We start from the raw sequence: 20,048 nt of genomic DNA, 5'->3' as shown, positions 1-20,048 counted from the left end.
AAAGTAGCCTAATTGAACAGAAAATTCAACACAAAATTAATTCCTTTTTTTATACAAAGGAACAGAAGAACACGCCTCTCCAAACATCAAACTTTTTGTTACTGGCTGCAGTTTTTCTATAAGTAATAAATAAGCGTTTTGAGGGACAGGTTTATTTGTACATCCTTTTACAATGACTGGGCTGTTTTCATATGGCGACGTATCTAGATGGAGAATTGCTTCTGTAAAAAGTACCGTTTCGAGAGTTTCTAATGTTCCAGTAATTGTTTTCTTTGCAATCCCTTGTAATTGAGTAGCAACAAGCATATAGGCCCATGCAGGAATAATGGCATCTGTACTACAGTGCAAGGCAACAAAGCTGTTTTGATACTGTGACCAATTATGGGTTGATACGCTTTCGCGAAAGCTTTTCTCCCGTAATAAAAATCCTTCTTCTAGCCACTGAGAAATGTCAATAGTAATGCGCTCTCCAGAAGCATATAAATCTTCTAGATCAAATGTAATTAATTTACTATTTGCAACTCTGTTTACGATTTCATCCATAGGTTTTATAACATTCCTAATTCTAATTTAGCTTCTTCACTCATTAGTTCTTGAGTCCAAGGTGGATCAAACGTTATTTCGACTTCACAATCATTAACTCCTTTAATAGATTTTATCTTTTCTTCTACTTCTAATGGTAGTGTTTCAGCTACAGGGCAATTAGGAGTTGTAAGTGTCATGAGAATTTTTGTGTCATAGTCTTCATTTACAAATACGTCGTAAATCAATCCAAGTTCGTAAATATCTACTGGGATTTCTGGGTCAAATATTGTTTTAATCACGCGAACTATTTTTTCGCCTAACTCTTCTGTGTTTATAGTGGTGTCGCTCATTGTCTTTAATTTAATTGCGTTTGATATGCAACAGCATATAACTTTAATTGTTTGATCATACTTACAAGACCATTTGCTCTTGTAGGTGATAAGTGTTCTTTAAGCCCTATCTCGTCTATAAAAGCAGTATCTGCTTCTATAATGGCAGAAGGAGCTTGTCCAGAAAAAGTGCGTATAAGGATCGCTATAATCCCTTTGGTAATAATAGCGTCACTATCTGCTGTAAAATTAATAGCACCGTCTTCCATATTTGCGTGTACCCATACTTTACTTTGACATCCTTTGATACTATAATCATCTGTTTTATATTGTCCTTCTATAAGAGGTAACGACTTTCCTAGATCAATCATATATTCATACCGTTGCATCCAGTCATCAAACATAGAAAACTCATCTATAATCTCTTCTTGTATTTCTTGTATTGTTGCCATAGTTAAAATATAAAGCGTGTCGCTTTTAAAATTTCTTTACCCTCGTTATATAAAATAAGCGTATCGCCTTTGGTATTAAATTCTTTAATCCCTGTAAAGATATTTAAAAACCGTCTTTCTTTCTTCATTGTTTCATCATCACAAATTACCATAGTGCTTACTACATGAGAAAATGTAATCTTTTCTTGCTTTTGAGTAAAAGCAACATTGTATGTATTACAAGCCGCTAGCCCAGAAACCTTAGATGTGCGATCATTAATTTTCATGATAATGTCATCTCCTTCTATAAGTCGTCCATACAACGTATTCACAACAAAAGTACCTGCAAAAATCTGGTTCTCATCTGGCTGAGAACTAGTTTCTTGTTTTGATGCACAGGAGTTTGTCAAACACATCATAAATAGTAAAATATAGAACCGTATCATAGTATACGAACTTTAAGGCAAAGATAGTGCCCAAAAAGACAACTGTCACCTTGACATGATAGAAATTATAGATGTTTGTATAGATACCACATTGGGCGATAGGGAAGATGTAGCAATTCAAAATCCAAACACTGCAATCCTCCTTTTTGATATCCAAGTCTGTCGTAAAAATGCATTGCTTGTGGGTGTTGATCCATAGCGTCTAACCAAATGAGCTTATGATTTGTTGCCTGTGCACGATCATGAGCATATTGCATCAATTGTTTTCCAATTCCTTTTCCTTGTATGGTTGTATCTAGATATATACGCTGTATTTTAAAGCTGCTAATATCAGGTTGCTCAGGATATGTACAATTTTCTATAGTCTTAAAGATGCCAATGATTTTATAATCTTGATTAAATACGCTTTCGCGAAAGCGTACAAAGTAATAATGAGAACCTATCTCACTTAGGTCTTTTTTTAGGCTTTCAGAACCGTATACATGATTAATATACCAATTCCCTTGGTCATGCCAGAAATGAGCATACGCAGGTGGATAAATGCGTTGCATTAATTTAAAAAGATCCGATTGATCTTCTAAAGTAATAGGGATAAGTTGTAGTTGGTCAGAAATAGTAACCATATAGAACTACTTTATGAGAGCATTGTTACAGCTCGTTGTACGCCTTTTATAAAAATATCTATCTCTTCTTTTGTGTTGTAAAATGCAAAAGAAGCTCTCACGGTTCCTGGGATTTGATAAAAATCCATGATAGGTTGCGCACAATGATGACCTGTACGTACAGCAATTCCTAACTTATCTAGAATAGTGCCGATATCGTATGGATGAATAGCTGCTACATTAAAAGAGATTACAGCTGTTTTTTTACTAGAAGTTCCAAATATTTTAAGCCCTTCTATTTGAAGTAACTTCTCTGTTGCATATTGAAGTAATTCTTCTTCGTAATGTGCAATGGTATCAAACCCTATAGCATTCATATAATCTATTGCTACACCAGTTGCGATACCGCCACAAATATTTGGAGTTCCTGCTTCAAATTTATGCGGAAGTCCTGCATATGTAGTTTTTTCAAAGGTTACTTGGTCAATCATTTCACCACCACCTTGATAGGGAGGAAGCTGTTCTAATAAAGCTTCTTTTCCGTACAAAATCCCTACTCCAGTAGGACCGCATATTTTATGAGCACTGGCTACATAAAAATCGGCGTCTAGTGCTTGTACATCTGGTTTGATATGTGGTGTTGCTTGTGCTCCATCTATAACAACAGATGCACCTACCTTATGAGCTTCGGCAATAATGTGCTCAATAGGATTAATAGTTCCTAGAGCATTAGAGACATGATTTACAAATACAAGTTTGAGATTTGTAGAGATCGCTTTCGCGAAAGCGTCCATATCCAGTTCTCCACTCTGCGTCATCGGTATTACTTTAAGAACCGCTCCAGTACGTTCACATAGCATTTGCCATGGCACAATATTACTGTGATGTTCTAAGGAAGAGACTAAGACTTCATCCCCTTTTTTAAGTAATGAGCTATATCCATTTGCTATTAAATTAATAGCATGGGTTGTACCAGCAGTAAGGATGATCTCATGAGATTTTGCCGCATTAAAATGTTTTTGGATTTTAATACGAGCTTGTTCATATGCATCTGTAGCTTCTTGTGAAAGTGCATGTACACCTCTATGAATATTTGCATTGTAGTTAGAATAATAATCTACAATAGCATCTATAACTGCTTGAGGTGTTTGAGAGGTCGCTGCGTTATCAAAATAAATTAAAGGGTGTCCGTTTACTTTTCTTGTGAGTATCGGAAAGTCTTTTCTAATATTTTGTACGTCAAACGCCGTGTTTGATTTTGTTGCTTCCATCTTCAATAATGCCTTCATTTTATTAAAATACCCGCATTAAGCGGGTATTTTAATATGTAATTTATAATTTGTATTACTTATATATCAAACCCAATACTTACACCAATTTTCTTGGCAATAAGTTTAGTAATACGTTGTTTTAACTGCGGAATTTTTACACTAGATAATACTGTATTTGCAAAAGCATACATAAGTAAAGCTCTTGCTTCTTTTTGAGCGATACCTCTAGATTGTAAATAAAATAATGCGCTCTCGTCTAGCTGTCCTATGGTACATCCGTGAGAACAACGTACATCATCTGCAAAAATCTCTAATTGAGGTTTTGAGTTAATCGTTGCTTTATCATCTATCAAAATATTATTGTTAGATTGATATGCATTTGTTTTCTGAGCTTCTTTTTCTACAACTACTTTACCGTTAAAAACACCTGTAGAGCTCTCTGCAAAAATACCTTTGTAATCCTGATGTGATTCACAGTTAGGCTCGATATGATGTACAAGTGTATTATGATCTACATGTTGTTTACCTTCTATTAAAGTAATCCCCTTTAAGATAGAATCCATGTATTCTCCTTTTTGATAATAATTAAGGTTATTACGTGTGATATTACCACCAAGAGAAAACGTATGAACAGAAACAACACTTTCTCTATGTTGTTCTATTTCTGTAGTATCTACCAGAGAAGCTTTTAGTTTATCATTTTGAACCTTATAATAATCTATCATTGCACGCTTACCCGCATATATTTCAGTCACGGTATTTGTAAGAACAGCGGTGTCTGAAAGACTCTGATGACGCTCTATGATTTGAACTTCACTATTTTCTTCTGCAACAATAAGGTTACGAGGTTGTAATAGTGTTGCTGCTTCTGATCCTGTTGCAAAGTGAATAATTTGAATAGGCTTATCTGCTACTTTTCCTTTAGGAATATAGATGTAAGCTCCTTCTTTTGCATATGCAGTGTTTAATGAAGTTAAGCTTTCTTCTTTTGCAATTTTATTAAAATATACATCAATGACTTGCTTATACTTCGGTTTTGTAAGAGCAGAATTTAGTGTACATACGTCAATTCCATCATGTGTAGTAGAGGATAGATGTGCATTAAAGACACCGTCTACAAAAACGATATTATACGTGTCTATATCATTAATAAAATAACGCTCTACATCTTTAAAATCTAGAGAGGTTTCTTTTTTTGTTGGAAAAAGGCTGTAGTTTTCTTTTAAGATGCTGTTTAGAGATGTGTATTTCCAAGCTTCATCCTTTTTTGAAGGAAAACCTTCTTCTTCAAATGTTTTTATAGCACTTCCACGTAAATCGTATAAAGCAGAGTCTGGATCAAGACTATCTTGAAAAACGATATGTGAACTTACTAATTTATCTTTTAAACTCATGTGTCTAAGTTGTGAGTTAGGAATGTAAAGAATCGAAATGTTGCGTATAGCGACTTAATATCTCGTGTCTTTTTTCTCCAAACTGTTTATGCGTTTACTTCTTCTTTAAGCCAGTCGTACCCTTTTTCTTCAAGCTCGTGAGCAAGTTCCTTACCTCCTGTTTTTACAATCTTACCATCCATAAGTACGTGTACTACATCTGGGACGATATAATCTAAAAGACGTTGGTAATGTGTAATGACTAGCACTGCATTATCCTTACTTTTAAGCTTATTTACTCCATTTGCTACAATACGTAATGCATCTATATCTAGACCAGAATCTGTCTCGTCAAGAATAGCAAGTTTAGGCTCTAACATAGCCATTTGAAATATTTCATTACGTTTCTTTTCTCCTCCAGAAAACCCTACATTAAGAGATCTTGATAAGAACTTTCTGTCAATCTCAAGAAGTTCTGATTTCTCACGTATCATTTTAAGCATATCACTTGCAGGCATATCTTCTAGACCTTTTGCCTTGCGAGTTTGGTTGATAGCAGTTTTAATAAAGTTTGTTACAGATACACCAGGAATTTCTACTGGGTATTGGAAAGAAAGAAAAACACCATTGTGAGCACGCTCTTCAGGATCCATTTCTAAAATAGATTCTTCATTAAGATGGATGTCGCCACCAGATACTTCATATTCTTCCTTACCAGCAATAACAGATGCTAATGTGCTTTTTCCAGAACCATTAGGTCCCATAATAGCATGCACTTCTCCTGCTTTAATCTCAAGATTAATCCCTTTAAGGATGTCTTTTTCTTCTATACCTGCATGCAGGTCTTTTACTGTTAACATAACGTATTGTTTCTTTTTTATTTCAGGCTGTTATTTTCCTGTTTCTATTTTTATAGGTTCATCTCCTTTAGGAGGAAGTACCTTTACAATTTCTTTAATGGTCACAATTTCTTCCCAAACATCACTACCTTCTGGTTTTGGGTTGACTTCTCCTTTTATAACTACAGGAACCATGTCAAATTTATCTCTCTGTTTTGAAGAGGCCTGTTTTATAAGCTCCTCCGTCATATCGTTTAGAACGACACCATAAATAAAGTTGTTGCCCATAATAACGCCTGCACCATCAACAAAGAGAAACTCTCCTTCAATTGTTCTTAAAGAGGTATTCTTGCTTTGTGTATTCTCAACAGTTTCTGAAGATCCATCTTCTTTTTTTGTTTCATTTTTACAGCTTGTGATTGCTAGCGCTATAACGAATAGGATGACAAGTTTTTTCATATAGGATTTATTAGTTAAGTGTTTTTGGAGCTACAGGCATTTTTGCAAAGTCTGCAGGTTCGTGCTGAATATATACAGTTGCTTTTTTTGCTTTCGCGAAAGCTTCAAAATTGGCTATAGCGGTTTCACTTTGTGTAAGGTCATGATTAAACCCAGGAACTACGTGTCCATCACGATTTTCTTGAAAGTGATACATATCTCCAGAGAGCAATGTTGGGCCATGTTCTGGTAAGTCTATAAATAATACTTGATGTCCCGGTGTATGTCCCGGCATTGATTTTATAATAACGCTACCGTCTCCAAAAACATCGTGATCACCCGAAAGTGAGATGACATTAGTAAGTGCTTTAAATGAATCTGGAGCATAAAAACCATTGCCTTTAATTTCTTCACTTATAGAAAAATCAAATTCAGGTTTTTGTACAAGCCATTTTGCAGCTGCAAAATGACTAGCTCCACCTGTATGATCAAAATGAATATGCGAAAAAGCAATATAATCTACATCTTCTTTTTTAAGGCCAATAGTCGCTAGTTGATTTAAAATAGAATCTTTTCTAGAAATGGTAAAAGCCCCATCAGGAGTTGTGTATGCTTCTTGCCCTACAAGTCCTTCAGGTAATCCAGTATCCCAAAGTAAGGTTCCTTTAGGATGTTTAACTACATAAAAAGGATCTACAAGTTGTTTTGATTCTCCTTTGTACGTGTCTCCTTGTGCAAAGAGATTAAGGTTATTTGCGCCTACAGATCCTCCATCAAATGTATAGAGAAGAACGGCAGGTTTTGATGGCACTTCTTGTACCTTTTCTTTTTCTGCTTCTTTTGTATCTACTGTTGCTTCCTTACAAGAAATAAAGACAAGGACTGCAGCAAAAAGTATGATAATCTTTCTCATGAGTTTTTATTTGCAAGTTTTAGGATTATCCTACGCTTCCTTCTAAACTAATTTCTAAAAGCTTTTGAGCTTCTACAGCAAATTCCATAGGAAGCTTATTAAGTACTTCTTTACTAAATCCGTTTACGATAAGGGCAATTGCTTTTTCAGTATCTATACCACGTTGGTTACAGTAAAAGATTTGATCTTCTCCAATTTTACTTGTTGTTGCTTCATGCTCAATCTGCGCAGATTTATTTTTTGCCTCGATATATGGGAAGGTGTGTGCTCCACAAGCATTTCCCATCAATAAACTATCACACTGTGAGAAGTTACGAGCGTTATCTGCATTGGCATTTATTTTTACAAGACCTCTATATGAATTTTGAGATTTTCCAGCAGAAATTCCTTTTGAAATAATGGTACTCTTAGTATTCTTACCTAAGTGTATCATTTTTGTTCCTGTATCTGCTTGCTGGTAATTGTTTGTTACAGCAATAGAGTAAAATTCTCCGATAGAGTTATCTCCCTTAAGAATACAACTAGGGTATTTCCAAGTGACAGCACTTCCTGTTTCTACTTGTGTCCAAGAGATTTTTGCATTTTTCTCACAAAGACCACGCTTTGTTACAAAATTGTATACTCCCCCTTTTCCTTCGGCGTTTCCTGGATACCAATTTTGAACAGTTGAGTATTTAATCTCAGCATCGTCAAGAGCAATAAGTTCTACAACAGCGGCGTGTAGTTGATTCTCATCACGACTAGGTGCTGTACATCCTTCTAAGTAACTTACATAACTACCTTCGTCTGCAATAAGAAGTGTTCTCTCAAACTGACCAGTTCCTCCTTGATTAATTCTAAAATATGTAGATAACTCCATTGGGCAACGTACCCCTTTTGGGATGTAACAAAAAGAACCATCACTAAAAACAGCGCTATTCAAGGCTGCATAAAAGTTGTCTTTTGTTGGGACAATGGTACCGAGGTGTTTTTTTACGAGTTCTGGATGCTCTTTAATAGCTTCAGAAATACTCATAAAAATAATTCCTTTTTCAGCAAGTGTCTTTTTGAATGTCGTTGCTACAGAAACAGAGTCGACTACAATATCCATTGCGATATTATTCATCTTTTTCTGTTCGTCTACAGAGATTCCTAATTTCTTATACATCGTTAGTAGATCTGGATCTACATCGTCAAGTGTTTTGTTAGGGTCTACAGCTACAGGTGCAGAATAATAAGCGATAGCTTGAAAATCTGGTTTTTCATAGTTTACATTCGCCCATTCTGGTTCTTCCATTGCTTTCCAAACTTTAAAAGCTTCTAGTCTCCATTCGGTCATCCATTCAGGCTCTTCTTTTTTCTTAGAAATTGCGCGAACGATATCCTCATTTAAACCTATAGGAAATGTTTCAGATTCTATATCTGTAAAAAAACCATATTCGTATTCTTTGGTTTTTAATTCTTCTCTTAAATCGTCTTCAGTATATGCCATTTTTTTTGATACCACTGATTTTAATCAGCTACTTATATTGAGTTATTCAATACATTATAAATACGTAATAGGGCGTTAGGAGAACAAAAAGGTGGTGCGTTTATTACTAAACTGTTTCATTCTCCTTTGGCCCATTAGTTATATTATAATGAAAAACTCTCTCCACATCCACAGGTACGCTGTGCATTTGGATTGTTAAATACAAATCCTTTTCCATTAAGACCTCCACTATATTCTAGTGTTGTTCCTATGAGATATAAAAAACTACGCTTATCTACTATTAAGCGTACGTCGTTGTCTTCAAAAACTTTATCGTCTTCTGCCTGAGATTTATCAAAGTTTAAATCATATGATAAACCAGAACATCCACCGCTTTTTACACCTACTCTTACGTAGTCTGTAGCGATATCATATCCATCGTCTTGCATAAGACCTGCGATTCTTGTTTTTGCTTCTGTTGTTACTTTAATCATAATGATTCTAAATAATATGCAAATATACGCCATAAGTAGCTTTTTTCCATAGAACCTAACATTATTCTAACATATACTGTGATAGGGTTTTTCTATAGTAAAATAAATAATAAAATCAAGGTGGATTTTATAGATAAATGATATGGGTTTTTGCTGTCTTTTTAAATCGTTATTTTTTAATGAAACGACGTGTAGTTTCTGTTTGGATTCCTTGTAATTTTAAAAAGTACATACCTGTAGCAAGGCTTTCTACATCAATGATTGTATCAAAAATATTTTGTGAGATAATCCTACCTTGTATATCTATAATTTGGTAGGATTGTATACGGTTAATATGATCTCCAGTAATTGTGATTTTGTCTAGTGAAGGATTTGGGAATAATTGAATCGAAATATCTTGACCAAATTCTTCAGTGTTTAAGAATGCATTGGTGTAAAAAATACGATCACCATTTATATCTGTAAGAATAAGATGTCTACCTTGACCTTCCTCTATAATTTCATAAGTATGTGTTTTACCTTCTAATTGCATTAAAAATAGGTAGTCATAATCTGCTAATATGGTATTAATACACTCATCGGCCAGTGTTGCAAGAAATCCTATTGAAATTGTTGGAACTCCAAAATAATTGAATGTTGAAAAAACACCATTCCCACCAAAGAGACATACAAAATCTTGTTGTACTTCATTGGAGTCATTAAATAAACTAATAGTAAAATCATTAAGTTGATTCTCCTGATTTGTGGGAGGATTTTGTGCTACACCATCTATTTCATAGTAATCCAAATACCATCCTTCTTGCGAAATATCTGAAGGAACATTTGAATTAATTGTACCATATATTGCTTGATCACCATTACTTTTTATAAGGGTGAGCTGTGTAAATTCTAATGAATCTTCATTTATAGAATAGGAAAAATCTTGAGGTTGAGGATTGCCAAAAAAATCGGACATAGCTCCTTCAAAAGCACTTTCTTCAGGAATATCACATACATCGAGGGTCTGGTTATAACTTTCAATAGTAATTGTAGTATCCGTGAAGTTGATCATCAATCCTCCATGCCCATTACATGCTAAACTTCCTATATATTCTCCTGTGGACGTGTCTATAGATAGATCTGAAAATACAGTATTTGGAATATTTACAGTGCTTCCACTCATTGTAAGCTCAGTTAAAAACCAAGTACGATTTAAGTCTTCTTGAGCATTTGAAAGAAATGAGATAAGTAAAAAGAATAGCAAGTAAATTGATTTCATAATAGATGATTGATAGATTAAAAATACTAATTTGTAGCTAGTTAGCGTTTTGAATTATGTTAAAAATCAAGTTGTACTATAGAGAATTCATATACGCCTTGATCTGTCTCAAATTTGCATGAAAGTATGCTTTCGCGAAAGCATACTTTAAATTCTATGATATACTATTCCTGTTTCATAAAACCGATATCATCTATCACAACAACTCCTTTAGGTGTTTTATCAAAAATGAAAGCGATCTTCCTAATGGTGGTAATATTAAAAAAAGGATTGAATGTCTGGATGTCGCTCAGGGAATAGGAAAAAGTTTGAAATATATTTTCAGATGAATCTTCATCTTTGAGAAATTGGGATTTCCATATCCTTACTTTTAGTTCGCGTTGTAGTGCTGAAAAGTGACTTAAAGGGAAATGCACTATTTCACCAGAAGCATCTGTCATTTTTATGGAAAAGTTAATGGGCTCTTTAGGTTTGTCTTTTTTGTTTTCATCCTTTTCACTTTCATCCTCATTCCCTTCTTTGTCAGACGTATTATTTTCTGCTATTTCATTCGTTTCATTTTCTTTGTTTACCCACTTTCCACTAGTTTTGGGATTTGAACTTTCAGTAGATTCAGCCATAGAGAACATAAATATACTGGTGCTATCTATAGTTTTTAAGGTGTCAGGAATATGAATAATATATTTAGCTTGGATAGAATCAGGTACAATTTCTCCTTCTTCTAGATCGTCATAATGCCATCCTATATAAGAAGCGCGGCTACCTTTTTCTCCCCATTTAAGTTTGATTTCTTGCTCTCTCCATACAGATACGTGTTCTGAAGCAATAGTCGAACTACCCGCTGTAGCGGTATGTACATTAAAGTCTTCATCAAAACTAGCTATTGCTTCAAAACTAGCATCTTCATATTGATTTAAATAGATGGTTTCTGGTAGCCAATCTTTGCCTTTACGCGCATCTGTAAATAAGGATTTATATGTGGTATTGTCTTTAAGGGTAGTTTCTAGAAAAGCACTTATATACACTTGTGCAATCTTTCTTTGATCTTCTGCAGGCAATAAAGGCTTATTATTTAGAAGCTTCGTAAAAGATCCTACATCATTATCTCCCCAACTCGTATTAAATTGTCCATGGTTGGCTCCTTGAATATAGATTCCCGATTTGAAATAATGAGTACTGTCAGAAAAAGTAATGCGTTCATATTGTTTAGATCCGGCATAAGATGAGACATCAGCATCTTGTGCCCCGTGTAAAACAAGGTAGTTAATATCTTTTAATGTGGTGCGTGCATTACCTGGTTCATATTGACCATCTACTGGAGCAATGGCTACAATAGATTGGATGTCATAATCATAGTCTAGTGGGATTGTCGCATCATCATAATAAGATGGCATTTTGTTAAGTAAGGCAGCATGAGCTACAGCTTCCCCACCACGAGAATGGCCTAAAAGAGCTAATTTTGTAGTGTCTATCTTATTGTAGAAGATGTTTTCTTTATCAGTATTCCACATTTGCCATACACGTAAGTGTTCTAATAACATCCATCCGCGAGCATCGTTCTCTTCATCCAATCCTCCTGTAATATCTGACCAAGAACTATTAAAGAAATTTTCATCAACAGAAGCAAAAATAATTCCTCGCGAAGCTAGAAGTTCTCCTAGATATCCATATCCCGTATCTGAAAAATCTTGCATCATATGATTCCCGTGAACAACAAGTGCTAATGGAAAAGGGCCTTCTCCTTCTGGATACCAAACATATCCATTTACAGGTAACGATTTTGCATTAAATCCCCAGAATTGTTCTCTATACCAACCACTAAATCCTTCCCAATTATCTAGAAAGGGAACACCGTTTACACTGTCGGTTTTGATGGTGACATTTTCTCCAAATTCTGGTCTATGATGATCCTTGCCACTTCCATATGTAAGTGTTTTTACAGGATATGTTCCTTTTTTTGCAGGAGAAGGAGCTGTTATGTTTTTTATAGTAGCGGTATTTACGGCAGCGGCATTTATGATAGGTTTCATTTCAAAGCCTGTAGGAATATAGGCTATAATAGCACTTATGAATCCTCCTAGACCTAGTATAAAACCTAGTATAGTGACTACTTTCTTAGGAGTTGTTAATTTTCTAAATGTACCTTTTAAAATAATGGCTATTGAAGCTCCTAATAATGATGTGATTATAATAGCTGTTATTATATATAGCCCTTCAAAAGCAAGGGCAGAAAGGAATAGAGGAATCGCAATTAATACAGCGATTTTGTATCTTTTTGGGATATGATTAAATTTTTTAATCACCCATAATGATATATATGCGCTTACTACAAATAGTCCTGCAAATCCAATAAAAAATATAAATAACCAAGGATCACCTGCCTCTAATGTGCTAGAGAGTGCAAATAATAAAAACAAAATTATGGAGGAAATGAGTAGTGCTATTGAAGCTCCTTTTATAGCTGTTTTCCCGGGAGTGATTTTATCTAATTTTGCATAGATCCACCTCTTGAATTTTTTAAATAATCGTATCATTTTTAATTAGTTCTTATCTTAAAGATACCTTAATTTTGCAACTTTATTTTGAGTTTCCTTAGCTAGGGCGTATTTTTCGATGAAAATCAAATTGCTTGAAAAATAAATTTCTACATTATAGTGTCTTGTTAGTACTAACTATTCAAACGTGTTATGCGCAAACAGATACTATTCCAGCTCAAAAACTAGATACTGTTTATATTCAGTCATCTCGTATTTCTAGTACGTTGCAAAAACTACCGGCATCTGTATCCGTATATCAAGCGAGACCAGAGGATGCTACAAAACAACAATTGTCATTACAAGAATATGTGCAGCAGAGTTCTGGGGTATTTACTCAGAATGCAACAAATTTTGCGCAGGATCTGCGAATTTCTATTAGAGGATTTGGAGCGCGTTCTGCTTTTGGAATACGAGGCATAAAACTTATTGTAGATGGGATTCCAGAAACAACTCCAGATGGTCAAGGACAATTAGATAACCTTACATTAGGAATTATTGATCGTATAGAGATTTTAAAAGGGCCAAGTTCGAGTTTATATGGTAATGCATCAGGAGGTGTGATTTCCATACAAACCATAGATAATGTAGAATCTCCTTTTTCTAGTTGGAAAGGAAGTGTGGGAGCTTATGGATTTCAAAACTTTCAAGCCACAGGTGGTATTGGGACAAAAAATGCCGACTATATTTTTCACGGAAGTTATGTGTCTTCAGATGGATACCGTGATCAAAGCGGATTTAAGCAAACCAATACCAACTTTAAAGCAAACTTCCGTTTAGGAGATAACGTGACCTTAAAAGCATTACTAAATTATAGTGATTCTCCCGAGGCTCAAGATCCAGGAAGTTTGACACTAGAATCGGTACAAGAAAATCGAAGACAAGCCAGAGATCGTAATGTGCTTTTTGAAACAGGAGAAGAGATACGACAGTTTAAAGTAGGAGCAAGTATTGTCTGGAATCGCTCTAAGCATACTCTAGTAGAGGGATACCTCTTTTATAATAATAGACAATTTGATGGCAAACTTCCATTTGAATTTGGAGGCGTTATTGATTTGGGAAGAAATTACCTAGGACAAGGTGCTAGTATTTCTTATATAAAAGGAAAAAATAAATTGAAAGCTGGATATGACTTTGGATATCAAAATGATGATAGACAACGTTTCCGAAATCTAGAAGGAACTCAGGGTGATCAGACATTAGATCAGAAAGAAAAGTTTACAAACATTGGAGTATATGTGACAGATCATTTAGAGATAGGAAACTGGTATTTTACTGGGGGACTTCGTTTTGATTATAATAAACTTTCGGCAGATGATGCATTTTTAAGTAATGGTGATGATTCGGGAGATATTACCTTAAATGCAATCAATCCAAGTGTTGGTGTTAATTACACTTTCGCGAAAGCACATAGCATATACAGTAGTTTTTCTACCAGTTTTGAAACTCCAGCCCTTTCTGAACTTTCTGCAAATCCAGATGGAGGGCAAGGATTTAACGAAGACCTTGAAGCGCAGAGAGCGACTAATTATGAAATAGGGCTTGAAGGAACATTTGCAAAGAAGTTAAGGTATCAACTTGCCTTTTTTCGTATAGATACTCAGGATGATTTGGTGCCTTTTGAATTAGAGGCTTTTCCAGATCGTACATTTTTTAGAAATGCAGGAAAAACCAATCGTAATGGTTTTGAAGTAGAAGGGGTATACGCTTTCGCGAAAGCGTGGAGTGTATCTGCATCCTACACTTTCTCAGATTTTAAATACCGTAATTTTACAACACCTAATGGCGCTTTTGATGGAAACGCATTGCCAGGAATTCCAAAACATGTGGCAAACGTTGGACTTCAATACCGATCTGATAAAGGGATTTATGTGGGAATTCAAACATCCATCGTAGGATTGCAATATGCAAATGATAGTAATGAAGCAGAGGTAGAAGGATATGAGAATATCAGCCTTAGAGGAGGATATGATTTTGGATATAAAAATGTGATGATACGACCTTATGTTGGTGTAAATAATTTGCTGGATCAGGCATATACAGATAATGTACGTATTAATGCTTTTGGAGGTAGATTTTTCGAGCCTGCACCTGGTTTTAATGCTTATGGAGGTGTTGAGTTGAGGTTTTAATTTTGTGCTACTATGACAGAGTTACAGATGTATGCAATTGCCATTGTAGGGGCTCTCTTTGCAGGAGGGATCAATACACTTGCAGGTAATGGAAGTGCGATTACGTTAACCATCCTAACTGAAGTTTTAGGACTTCCTCCTAATATGGCAAATGGAACAAATCGCATAGGCGTTTTTACACAGTGCACAGCAACTTCTTGGGTGTTTTATAAAAATGGAAAACTTAATCTAACGCATACAAAAAAATATGTCTACCCTATTTTTATAGGTGCTATTGCAGGCGCTATTCTTGCACTTAATGTGAGTAATGAACAGTTTAGATCTGTTTTTAGATTTATGCTTGTTTTTATGCTTATTGCTGTTCTCGTAAAACCTAAAAGATGGCTGCGTAAAACAGATGCTACATTTCAACCTTCTTGGTACGTGTATTGGCCATTATTATTTGCATTAGGTTTTTATGGCGGTTTTATTCAGATGGGAATGGGAGTGTTCTTTCTTATTATTATGGTGCTAGGGATGCGCCTTAATATTATAGAAGGAAATGCTTTAAAGTCATTTGTGATTGCATTATATACTTTGGTGATTATTGCTATGTTTCATTATCAAGGATTAATAGATTGGAAATTAGGCGGAATTATGGCAATAGGGCAAACAATAGGAGGCTATCTCACCGCTCGATTTGCTAGTAAAAGTAAATGGGCAGATCAAATAGCATATTATGTGTTGATTGTTGTATTAGTGCTTGCTGTCGTTAGAATGTTCTTTACATAGCTTTTCAAACAACGATGACCATTGATAAAATGGTTTACTACATATCAAATAGAAGATAAAATGGACTATAAGAAAAGAATAATTAGCATTGTAATTTGTACACCTCTTTTTATCTTTTCATGTACACAACCACAGGACCGAGCTTCCTTTGATTATGGGACAAAAAATGACTCAGCATTATTTCATTTTAAGAAAGGATGGGAGCAAATCATGGATAACGGACAATGGACATTATCTGAAGCATCTTTTAGGAAGGCTGTTGCGCATGATTCTGATTTCTTAATTGGTAAGAGTTTAGTGGGAAGAATAAGTTCAGATATAGAGGAACGCTTAAAGATAAAACAAGAACTAGTATCTAAAAAAGAAACAGTCTCAGTAGATGAGCGCTTACTGCTAGATATTTATGAATTAAATATAGACATGATGAATGCACGATCGCAAGCGCCTGATAAGATTGCAGGAATCATAAAGGATTTCCGATCGTTGTCTGAGATCAATTTTAGAACTTTTGTACATGCATATCCCAAAGAAAGTTACATCAAAGCAGAATATATAGAAGTGTTACATGCTGCTCATGGAGCACAAGTAGCTATAGATTCATTGCAAAAACTAGTAACGCAAAAAGAGATTAAAGAGGTGTCATTTTTTAAAAGTTATCTAGCTTCCTTAGAAGCAGAACTTGGAAATTATAAAAAAGCACTGTCTTATGCAGATGAGGTTGTAGCAATGCATAACGATGCTACACTTGCGGGTCCTTATGCTACGTATGCAGATATCTATTTTAAAATGGATAGCCTAAATCTTGCATCAAAGTATATTGATAAAGCTGTCTCTTTAGATCCAAAACACCTGATTGCACAAGGTTTAAAGAAACGTATTGATCAAAAAATAGGAGATCAGAAAAAAGATTCTATCTTTTAGAATTCAGCAAAGCGCCTATCTTCTATAAAGTCATTATCTGTGAGTGTCTTTAGAAATGCAATGAGTTGTACTTTTTCTTCTGTTGTTATATCTAATCCTAGAGTTCCATCTGGACGTCTAAATTGATCATCAAGGGTAGGACTATCTACCATACCATCAGTATAAAAATCAAGTACGTTTTCTAAGGTTCCTAAACGGCCATCATGCATATATGGAAATGTAATCTCAATATTACGTAAGCTCGGAACTTTAAACTTTCTATTATCACTTGCTACCCCAGTAACTCGTTCTCTCCCTATATCATTATACTCTGGATCAACTGGAAGTCCGTTATTACGATATGATTGGTCTGTTTGTAATGTTCCGGCATGACAAGAGGCGCATTTTGCATCAAATACAGCACGACCTGCATTCTCTTCATCTGTAAATGTAACAGCTTCTCCTCGTTCTAATTTGTCAAACTTAGAGTTTGCGCTGATCATCATGACCATAAATTGTGATAATGCTTTAAACATACGATCTGCACTTATGCCTTCAGATCCAAAAGCTTCTTCAAACATTGTCGGGTAGTCATCATCTGCTGCAAGTTTTGATAGTACATTTGAAACGGTTTCATTCATTTCTACCTCAGCAGTAATCGGGATGATAGGTTGCGTATCTAGAAACGTAGCAGCACCATCCCAAGTAAATTCATTCATAAAGGCAAGGTTGTGTAATGGTTGTGCATTACGAGAACCTATTTGACCATCTACGCCGTGGCTCGTGATATGGGTATGATGTGTAAATGAAAATGATTGGATATGACAAAAACCACAAGAAACAACTCCGTCAGAAGCTAACTGTCCATCATAAAAAAGCTTTTTTCCTAGTTCAAATCCTTTTTCTGTAGGTGGATTTTGAATAATACTATAGGTCGCATCTGGAAAATTAGAGGGTACTGTAAAGTCTAATAATGGATTTGTTACAACTGCTGGATCATCATCTCCAGTGTTTGCATTATTTCCATTACTATTGTCTGAGCTACATGCACAAAAACAAAGGAATATGATGAGATATGTTATAGGTTTCATTATTCTATAATACTAAAAGCAGCACTCGTGTTTTCTGCAATTTTTGGAGCATTTATGGGGTCGACCATGATTTCATTTTTCTCTTCTAGAGAAAGAGTATGTAAACTATCAAAAATCTTTGCAACGTCAAATTGAATTGTTTTTGATGCAGTGCTATTGCTATTAAGTTGTAGTTCAGAAATAAGAATGGTAACCTCTTTGTAATTATCTAGCGTAGCTCCATGACTCCCTACGTGATATAGGAAAGGAGTAGTTTCATCAGGAGTAGTAGCATTACTATAGGTTCCTTCAAATTTTAAAAATTTATATCCAGCAGACCAAGTCCATAGCATACCAGCCTCTTCTGCAAGTGGAACAAAATTTAGTGTACCAGATTCTATAGGGTATTTTGTAGGATCTACACCTATTCCAAATTTTATGGCTTTATATGTATCTGCAGGAACATCTACAAGGTTTGCTGTTTTATTACCTTCTTCATTAATAAGGAAATAACTATCTGCTACTGGATATATATATTCCGTATCGTCATTTTTTATTAATGTAATATTTGAGATGATATACTTTAGTTCGCTTACTCCATAATTCTCATTACTACTATTTGTATAAGTCATGGCATCCATCATTAATGAAGCGCCATTTACAGTATTTTCAAATACCAAATTTAGATTCCCTGGATCGGCAGGTGTCGTACCTGACTCATCATTATTACAAGCTAATAGTAGGGTAGCAATTCCAACTAAAAGTGTGATAGCCTTTTTCATATTTTTCTTTTTTCTTAGTTTATTTTTATTAAAACAGCATCTTGCGAGCCATTGGTACTTGTGAGTTCTCCACTAGTACTTTGAGTTTCTCCAGCAACAATAATTTCTCCCTGAGCATTTGCAGCAATTCCAAGTCCAAAATCAATACCATCTCCTCCGATAGATCGTTGGTTTTGCAAATTGCCATTAGTATCCATTATAGCAATCCAAAAGTCATTCTGACCACTATTTGTAGTAACATCTATATCATTACTTCGAGAAGATCCTGTAATGGCAAATCCATCAGGTATAGCCGTAATAGCTCTAGCGGTGTCAAAATTTGTACCTCCTAATGTCTTTTCCCATAGTAACGTTCCTTGATCATTTATTTTTATAACCCATACATCTGCATTTCCATTAAAGCCAGTAACATCTCCATCATTACTACGTGTATCTCCTGCAATTACATAATTGCCATCTTGTGATTTTGTAACTGCAAAGGCAATATCGATCTCTGTTCCTCCAAAAGAGCGTTCCCATAAAAGGTCACCTGTAGCGCTTATACGCACAGCCCAAAAATCATAACTCCCCTTAGGGTCAGATATGTCAAAATCGGTGCTTTCACTAGCGCCTACCATAAGAATACCTCCGTCGTCTGCTTGAACAGCAGCATAAGAACGATCATTATTGGTTCCTCCAAAATAACGACGCCATTCTTTATTTCCATTGGCATCTAGTTTATGACCCCAAAATTCTCCAACACCATGTTGCTCAGCTCTAGTTTCTTCATTATTTTCTGATTCTAAAAGATCATCCCCTTCTCCGCCTGATGCTGTTACATCTAGAAAACCAGAGGTAAAATAACCACCATCTGAGGTTTGTATGATAGAAAATGCTTGGTCAGATCCAGAAAATCCATAATTCTTTTCCCATTGGATTTCTCCTTGTGCATCTAGTTTTACAATCCAGTGATCTTGAAAACCTTCATTTGCACTTACATCTCCATCACTACTTCTACTATAACCAGATAAAGCATAACCACCATCTGAGGTTTGAATAACTTCTTCTCCACGGTCATCATTTGTACCTCCATACGTTTTTGACCATTGTATATTACCAGCACTATCTGTTTTTACAAGCCAATACATATTTACTTGATTTGTATTGTCTGTAATATCACCATCTATACTTTGAGAATATCCTAAAGCGATAAAACCTCCATCACTGGTTGCTTTTACATCATGAAAAGTATCATCTTCACTTCCTCCAAAAACATGTATAAACTCTATTGTAAAGTTAAGTGTGGTGTCTTCTTCCTCTTCAGGTTCATCAGTTTCGGTGTCGGTACTATCAGGATCAGGTAATCCCCCTTCATCTTTACTACATGCCATAGTGAGTATTGCAAGTAGGAGTAGGGAGAGTATACGCTTTCGCGAAAGCGTAAAAAGTAATTTTTTCATTTTTCTGCTACTTAGTATTTTTAGATTTTAATTCTTCTAATGATAAAATCT

General features: G+C 35.1%; 20 protein-coding genes. 3 read left to right on the top strand and 17 right to left on the bottom strand.

The features are described 5' to 3' along the window. Nucleotides 1–36 precede the first annotated feature (36 nt). From ABJD27_RS13945 to ABJD27_RS13880, 14 genes are all read right to left on the bottom strand, one after another. Entirely contained in the window at nt 37–543 is a 507-nt protein-coding gene (locus ABJD27_RS13945) for a DUF2480 family protein (RefSeq protein WP_348168830.1), read from the bottom strand. 5 nt (nt 544–548) lie between these two features. After that, the gene (locus tag ABJD27_RS13940) at nt 549–875 is read right to left on the bottom strand and encodes an SUF system Fe-S cluster assembly protein (RefSeq protein ID WP_348168833.1); all 327 of its coding nucleotides are present in this window, start codon (nt 873–875) and stop codon (nt 549–551) included. A 5-nt stretch (nt 876–880) separates the two neighbouring features. Then, a complete protein-coding gene (locus tag ABJD27_RS13935; RefSeq protein WP_348168836.1) occupies nt 881–1,306 on the bottom strand; it encodes a SufE family protein in 426 nt (141 codons plus the stop codon). Nucleotides 1,307–1,308: 2 nt separating this feature from the next. Beyond that, complete coding sequence (locus ABJD27_RS13930; protein ID WP_348168839.1) at nt 1,309–1,731, bottom strand: META domain-containing protein; 423 nt, start codon at nt 1,729–1,731, stop codon at nt 1,309–1,311. A 65-nt stretch (nt 1,732–1,796) separates the two neighbouring features. Further along, nucleotides 1,797–2,354 (bottom strand): GNAT family N-acetyltransferase, encoded by a 558-nt coding sequence (locus ABJD27_RS13925; protein WP_348168842.1) that lies wholly within the window; start codon nt 2,352–2,354, stop codon nt 1,797–1,799. An 11-nt stretch (nt 2,355–2,365) separates the two neighbouring features. Next, the gene (locus ABJD27_RS13920) at nt 2,366–3,622 is read right to left on the bottom strand and encodes a cysteine desulfurase (protein ID WP_348168845.1); all 1,257 of its coding nucleotides are present in this window, start codon (nt 3,620–3,622) and stop codon (nt 2,366–2,368) included. 59 nt (nt 3,623–3,681) lie between these two features. Further along, the gene (sufD, locus tag ABJD27_RS13915) at nt 3,682–4,998 is read right to left on the bottom strand and encodes a Fe-S cluster assembly protein SufD (protein ID WP_348168848.1); all 1,317 of its coding nucleotides are present in this window, start codon (nt 4,996–4,998) and stop codon (nt 3,682–3,684) included. Between the two features lie 86 nt (nt 4,999–5,084). Further along, complete coding sequence (gene sufC / locus ABJD27_RS13910) at nt 5,085–5,837, bottom strand: Fe-S cluster assembly ATPase SufC (RefSeq protein WP_348168851.1); 753 nt, start codon at nt 5,835–5,837, stop codon at nt 5,085–5,087. 30 nt (nt 5,838–5,867) lie between these two features. Next, on the bottom strand, nt 5,868–6,275 hold the full coding sequence (locus tag ABJD27_RS13905) for a hypothetical protein (protein ID WP_348168854.1): 408 nt from the start codon (nt 6,273–6,275) through the stop codon (nt 5,868–5,870). 10 nt (nt 6,276–6,285) lie between these two features. Next, entirely contained in the window at nt 6,286–7,167 is an 882-nt protein-coding gene (locus ABJD27_RS13900) for an N-acyl homoserine lactonase family protein (RefSeq protein ID WP_348202056.1), read from the bottom strand. A 25-nt stretch (nt 7,168–7,192) separates the two neighbouring features. Then, a complete protein-coding gene (sufB, locus tag ABJD27_RS13895) occupies nt 7,193–8,638 on the bottom strand; it encodes a Fe-S cluster assembly protein SufB (RefSeq protein ID WP_348163516.1) in 1,446 nt (481 codons plus the stop codon). A gap of 143 nt (nt 8,639–8,781) precedes the next feature. Then, nucleotides 8,782–9,111, bottom strand: a complete 330-nt coding sequence (locus tag ABJD27_RS13890) for an iron-sulfur cluster assembly accessory protein (RefSeq protein WP_348163520.1) — start codon at nt 9,109–9,111, stop codon at nt 8,782–8,784. Nucleotides 9,112–9,280: 169 nt separating this feature from the next. Beyond that, nucleotides 9,281–10,369 (bottom strand): T9SS type A sorting domain-containing protein, encoded by a 1,089-nt coding sequence (locus tag ABJD27_RS13885; RefSeq protein ID WP_348163514.1) that lies wholly within the window; start codon nt 10,367–10,369, stop codon nt 9,281–9,283. A 164-nt stretch (nt 10,370–10,533) separates the two neighbouring features. Beyond that, on the bottom strand, nt 10,534–12,903 hold the full coding sequence (locus tag ABJD27_RS13880) for a hypothetical protein (RefSeq protein WP_348163512.1): 2,370 nt from the start codon (nt 12,901–12,903) through the stop codon (nt 10,534–10,536). Between the two features lie 95 nt (nt 12,904–12,998). Here ABJD27_RS13880 and ABJD27_RS13875 point away from each other — a divergent pair, with 95 nt between their 5' ends. Genes ABJD27_RS13875 through ABJD27_RS13865 form a run of 3 tightly spaced genes read left to right on the top strand, consistent with a single transcriptional unit; the run spans nt 12,999 to nt 16,727 of the window. Beyond that, nucleotides 12,999–15,035: a TonB-dependent receptor gene (locus ABJD27_RS13875; protein ID WP_348163509.1), complete on the top strand. Its 2,037-nt coding sequence runs from the start codon at nt 12,999–13,001 to the stop codon at nt 15,033–15,035. Between the two features lie 12 nt (nt 15,036–15,047). Next, nucleotides 15,048–15,806 carry a sulfite exporter TauE/SafE family protein gene (locus ABJD27_RS13870; protein WP_348163506.1) on the top strand — a complete coding sequence of 253 codons (759 nt, stop codon included), beginning with the start codon at nt 15,048–15,050 and terminating at the stop codon, nt 15,804–15,806. A 60-nt stretch (nt 15,807–15,866) separates the two neighbouring features. Further along, on the top strand, nt 15,867–16,727 hold the full coding sequence (locus tag ABJD27_RS13865) for a hypothetical protein (protein ID WP_348163504.1): 861 nt from the start codon (nt 15,867–15,869) through the stop codon (nt 16,725–16,727). Here the strand turns inward: ABJD27_RS13865 and ABJD27_RS13860 are convergent. Genes ABJD27_RS13860 through ABJD27_RS13850 form a run of 3 tightly spaced genes read right to left on the bottom strand, consistent with a single transcriptional unit; the run spans nt 16,724 to nt 19,997 of the window. Beyond that, a complete protein-coding gene (locus ABJD27_RS13860; protein WP_348163502.1) occupies nt 16,724–17,797 on the bottom strand; it encodes a cytochrome c peroxidase in 1,074 nt (357 codons plus the stop codon). The two genes, ABJD27_RS13865 and ABJD27_RS13860, sit on opposite strands and share 4 nt — an antisense overlap. Further along, a complete protein-coding gene (locus ABJD27_RS13855; RefSeq protein ID WP_348163499.1) occupies nt 17,797–18,558 on the bottom strand; it encodes an MbnP family protein in 762 nt (253 codons plus the stop codon). Before ABJD27_RS13855 ends, ABJD27_RS13860 begins: the two co-directional genes overlap by 1 nt. Before the next feature lie 14 nt (nt 18,559–18,572). Continuing rightward, complete coding sequence (locus ABJD27_RS13850) at nt 18,573–19,997, bottom strand: hypothetical protein (protein ID WP_348163496.1); 1,425 nt, start codon at nt 19,995–19,997, stop codon at nt 18,573–18,575. Between the last annotated feature and the right edge of the window lie 51 nt (nt 19,998–20,048).

Origin of the sequence: Dokdonia sp., from assembly GCF_039945015.1 — a bacterium.
Classification (GTDB): domain Bacteria; phylum Bacteroidota; class Bacteroidia; order Flavobacteriales; family Flavobacteriaceae; genus Dokdonia.
Note: the sequence above shows the minus strand (reverse complement) of the source record. Positions and strands in the feature narration are given on the sequence as shown.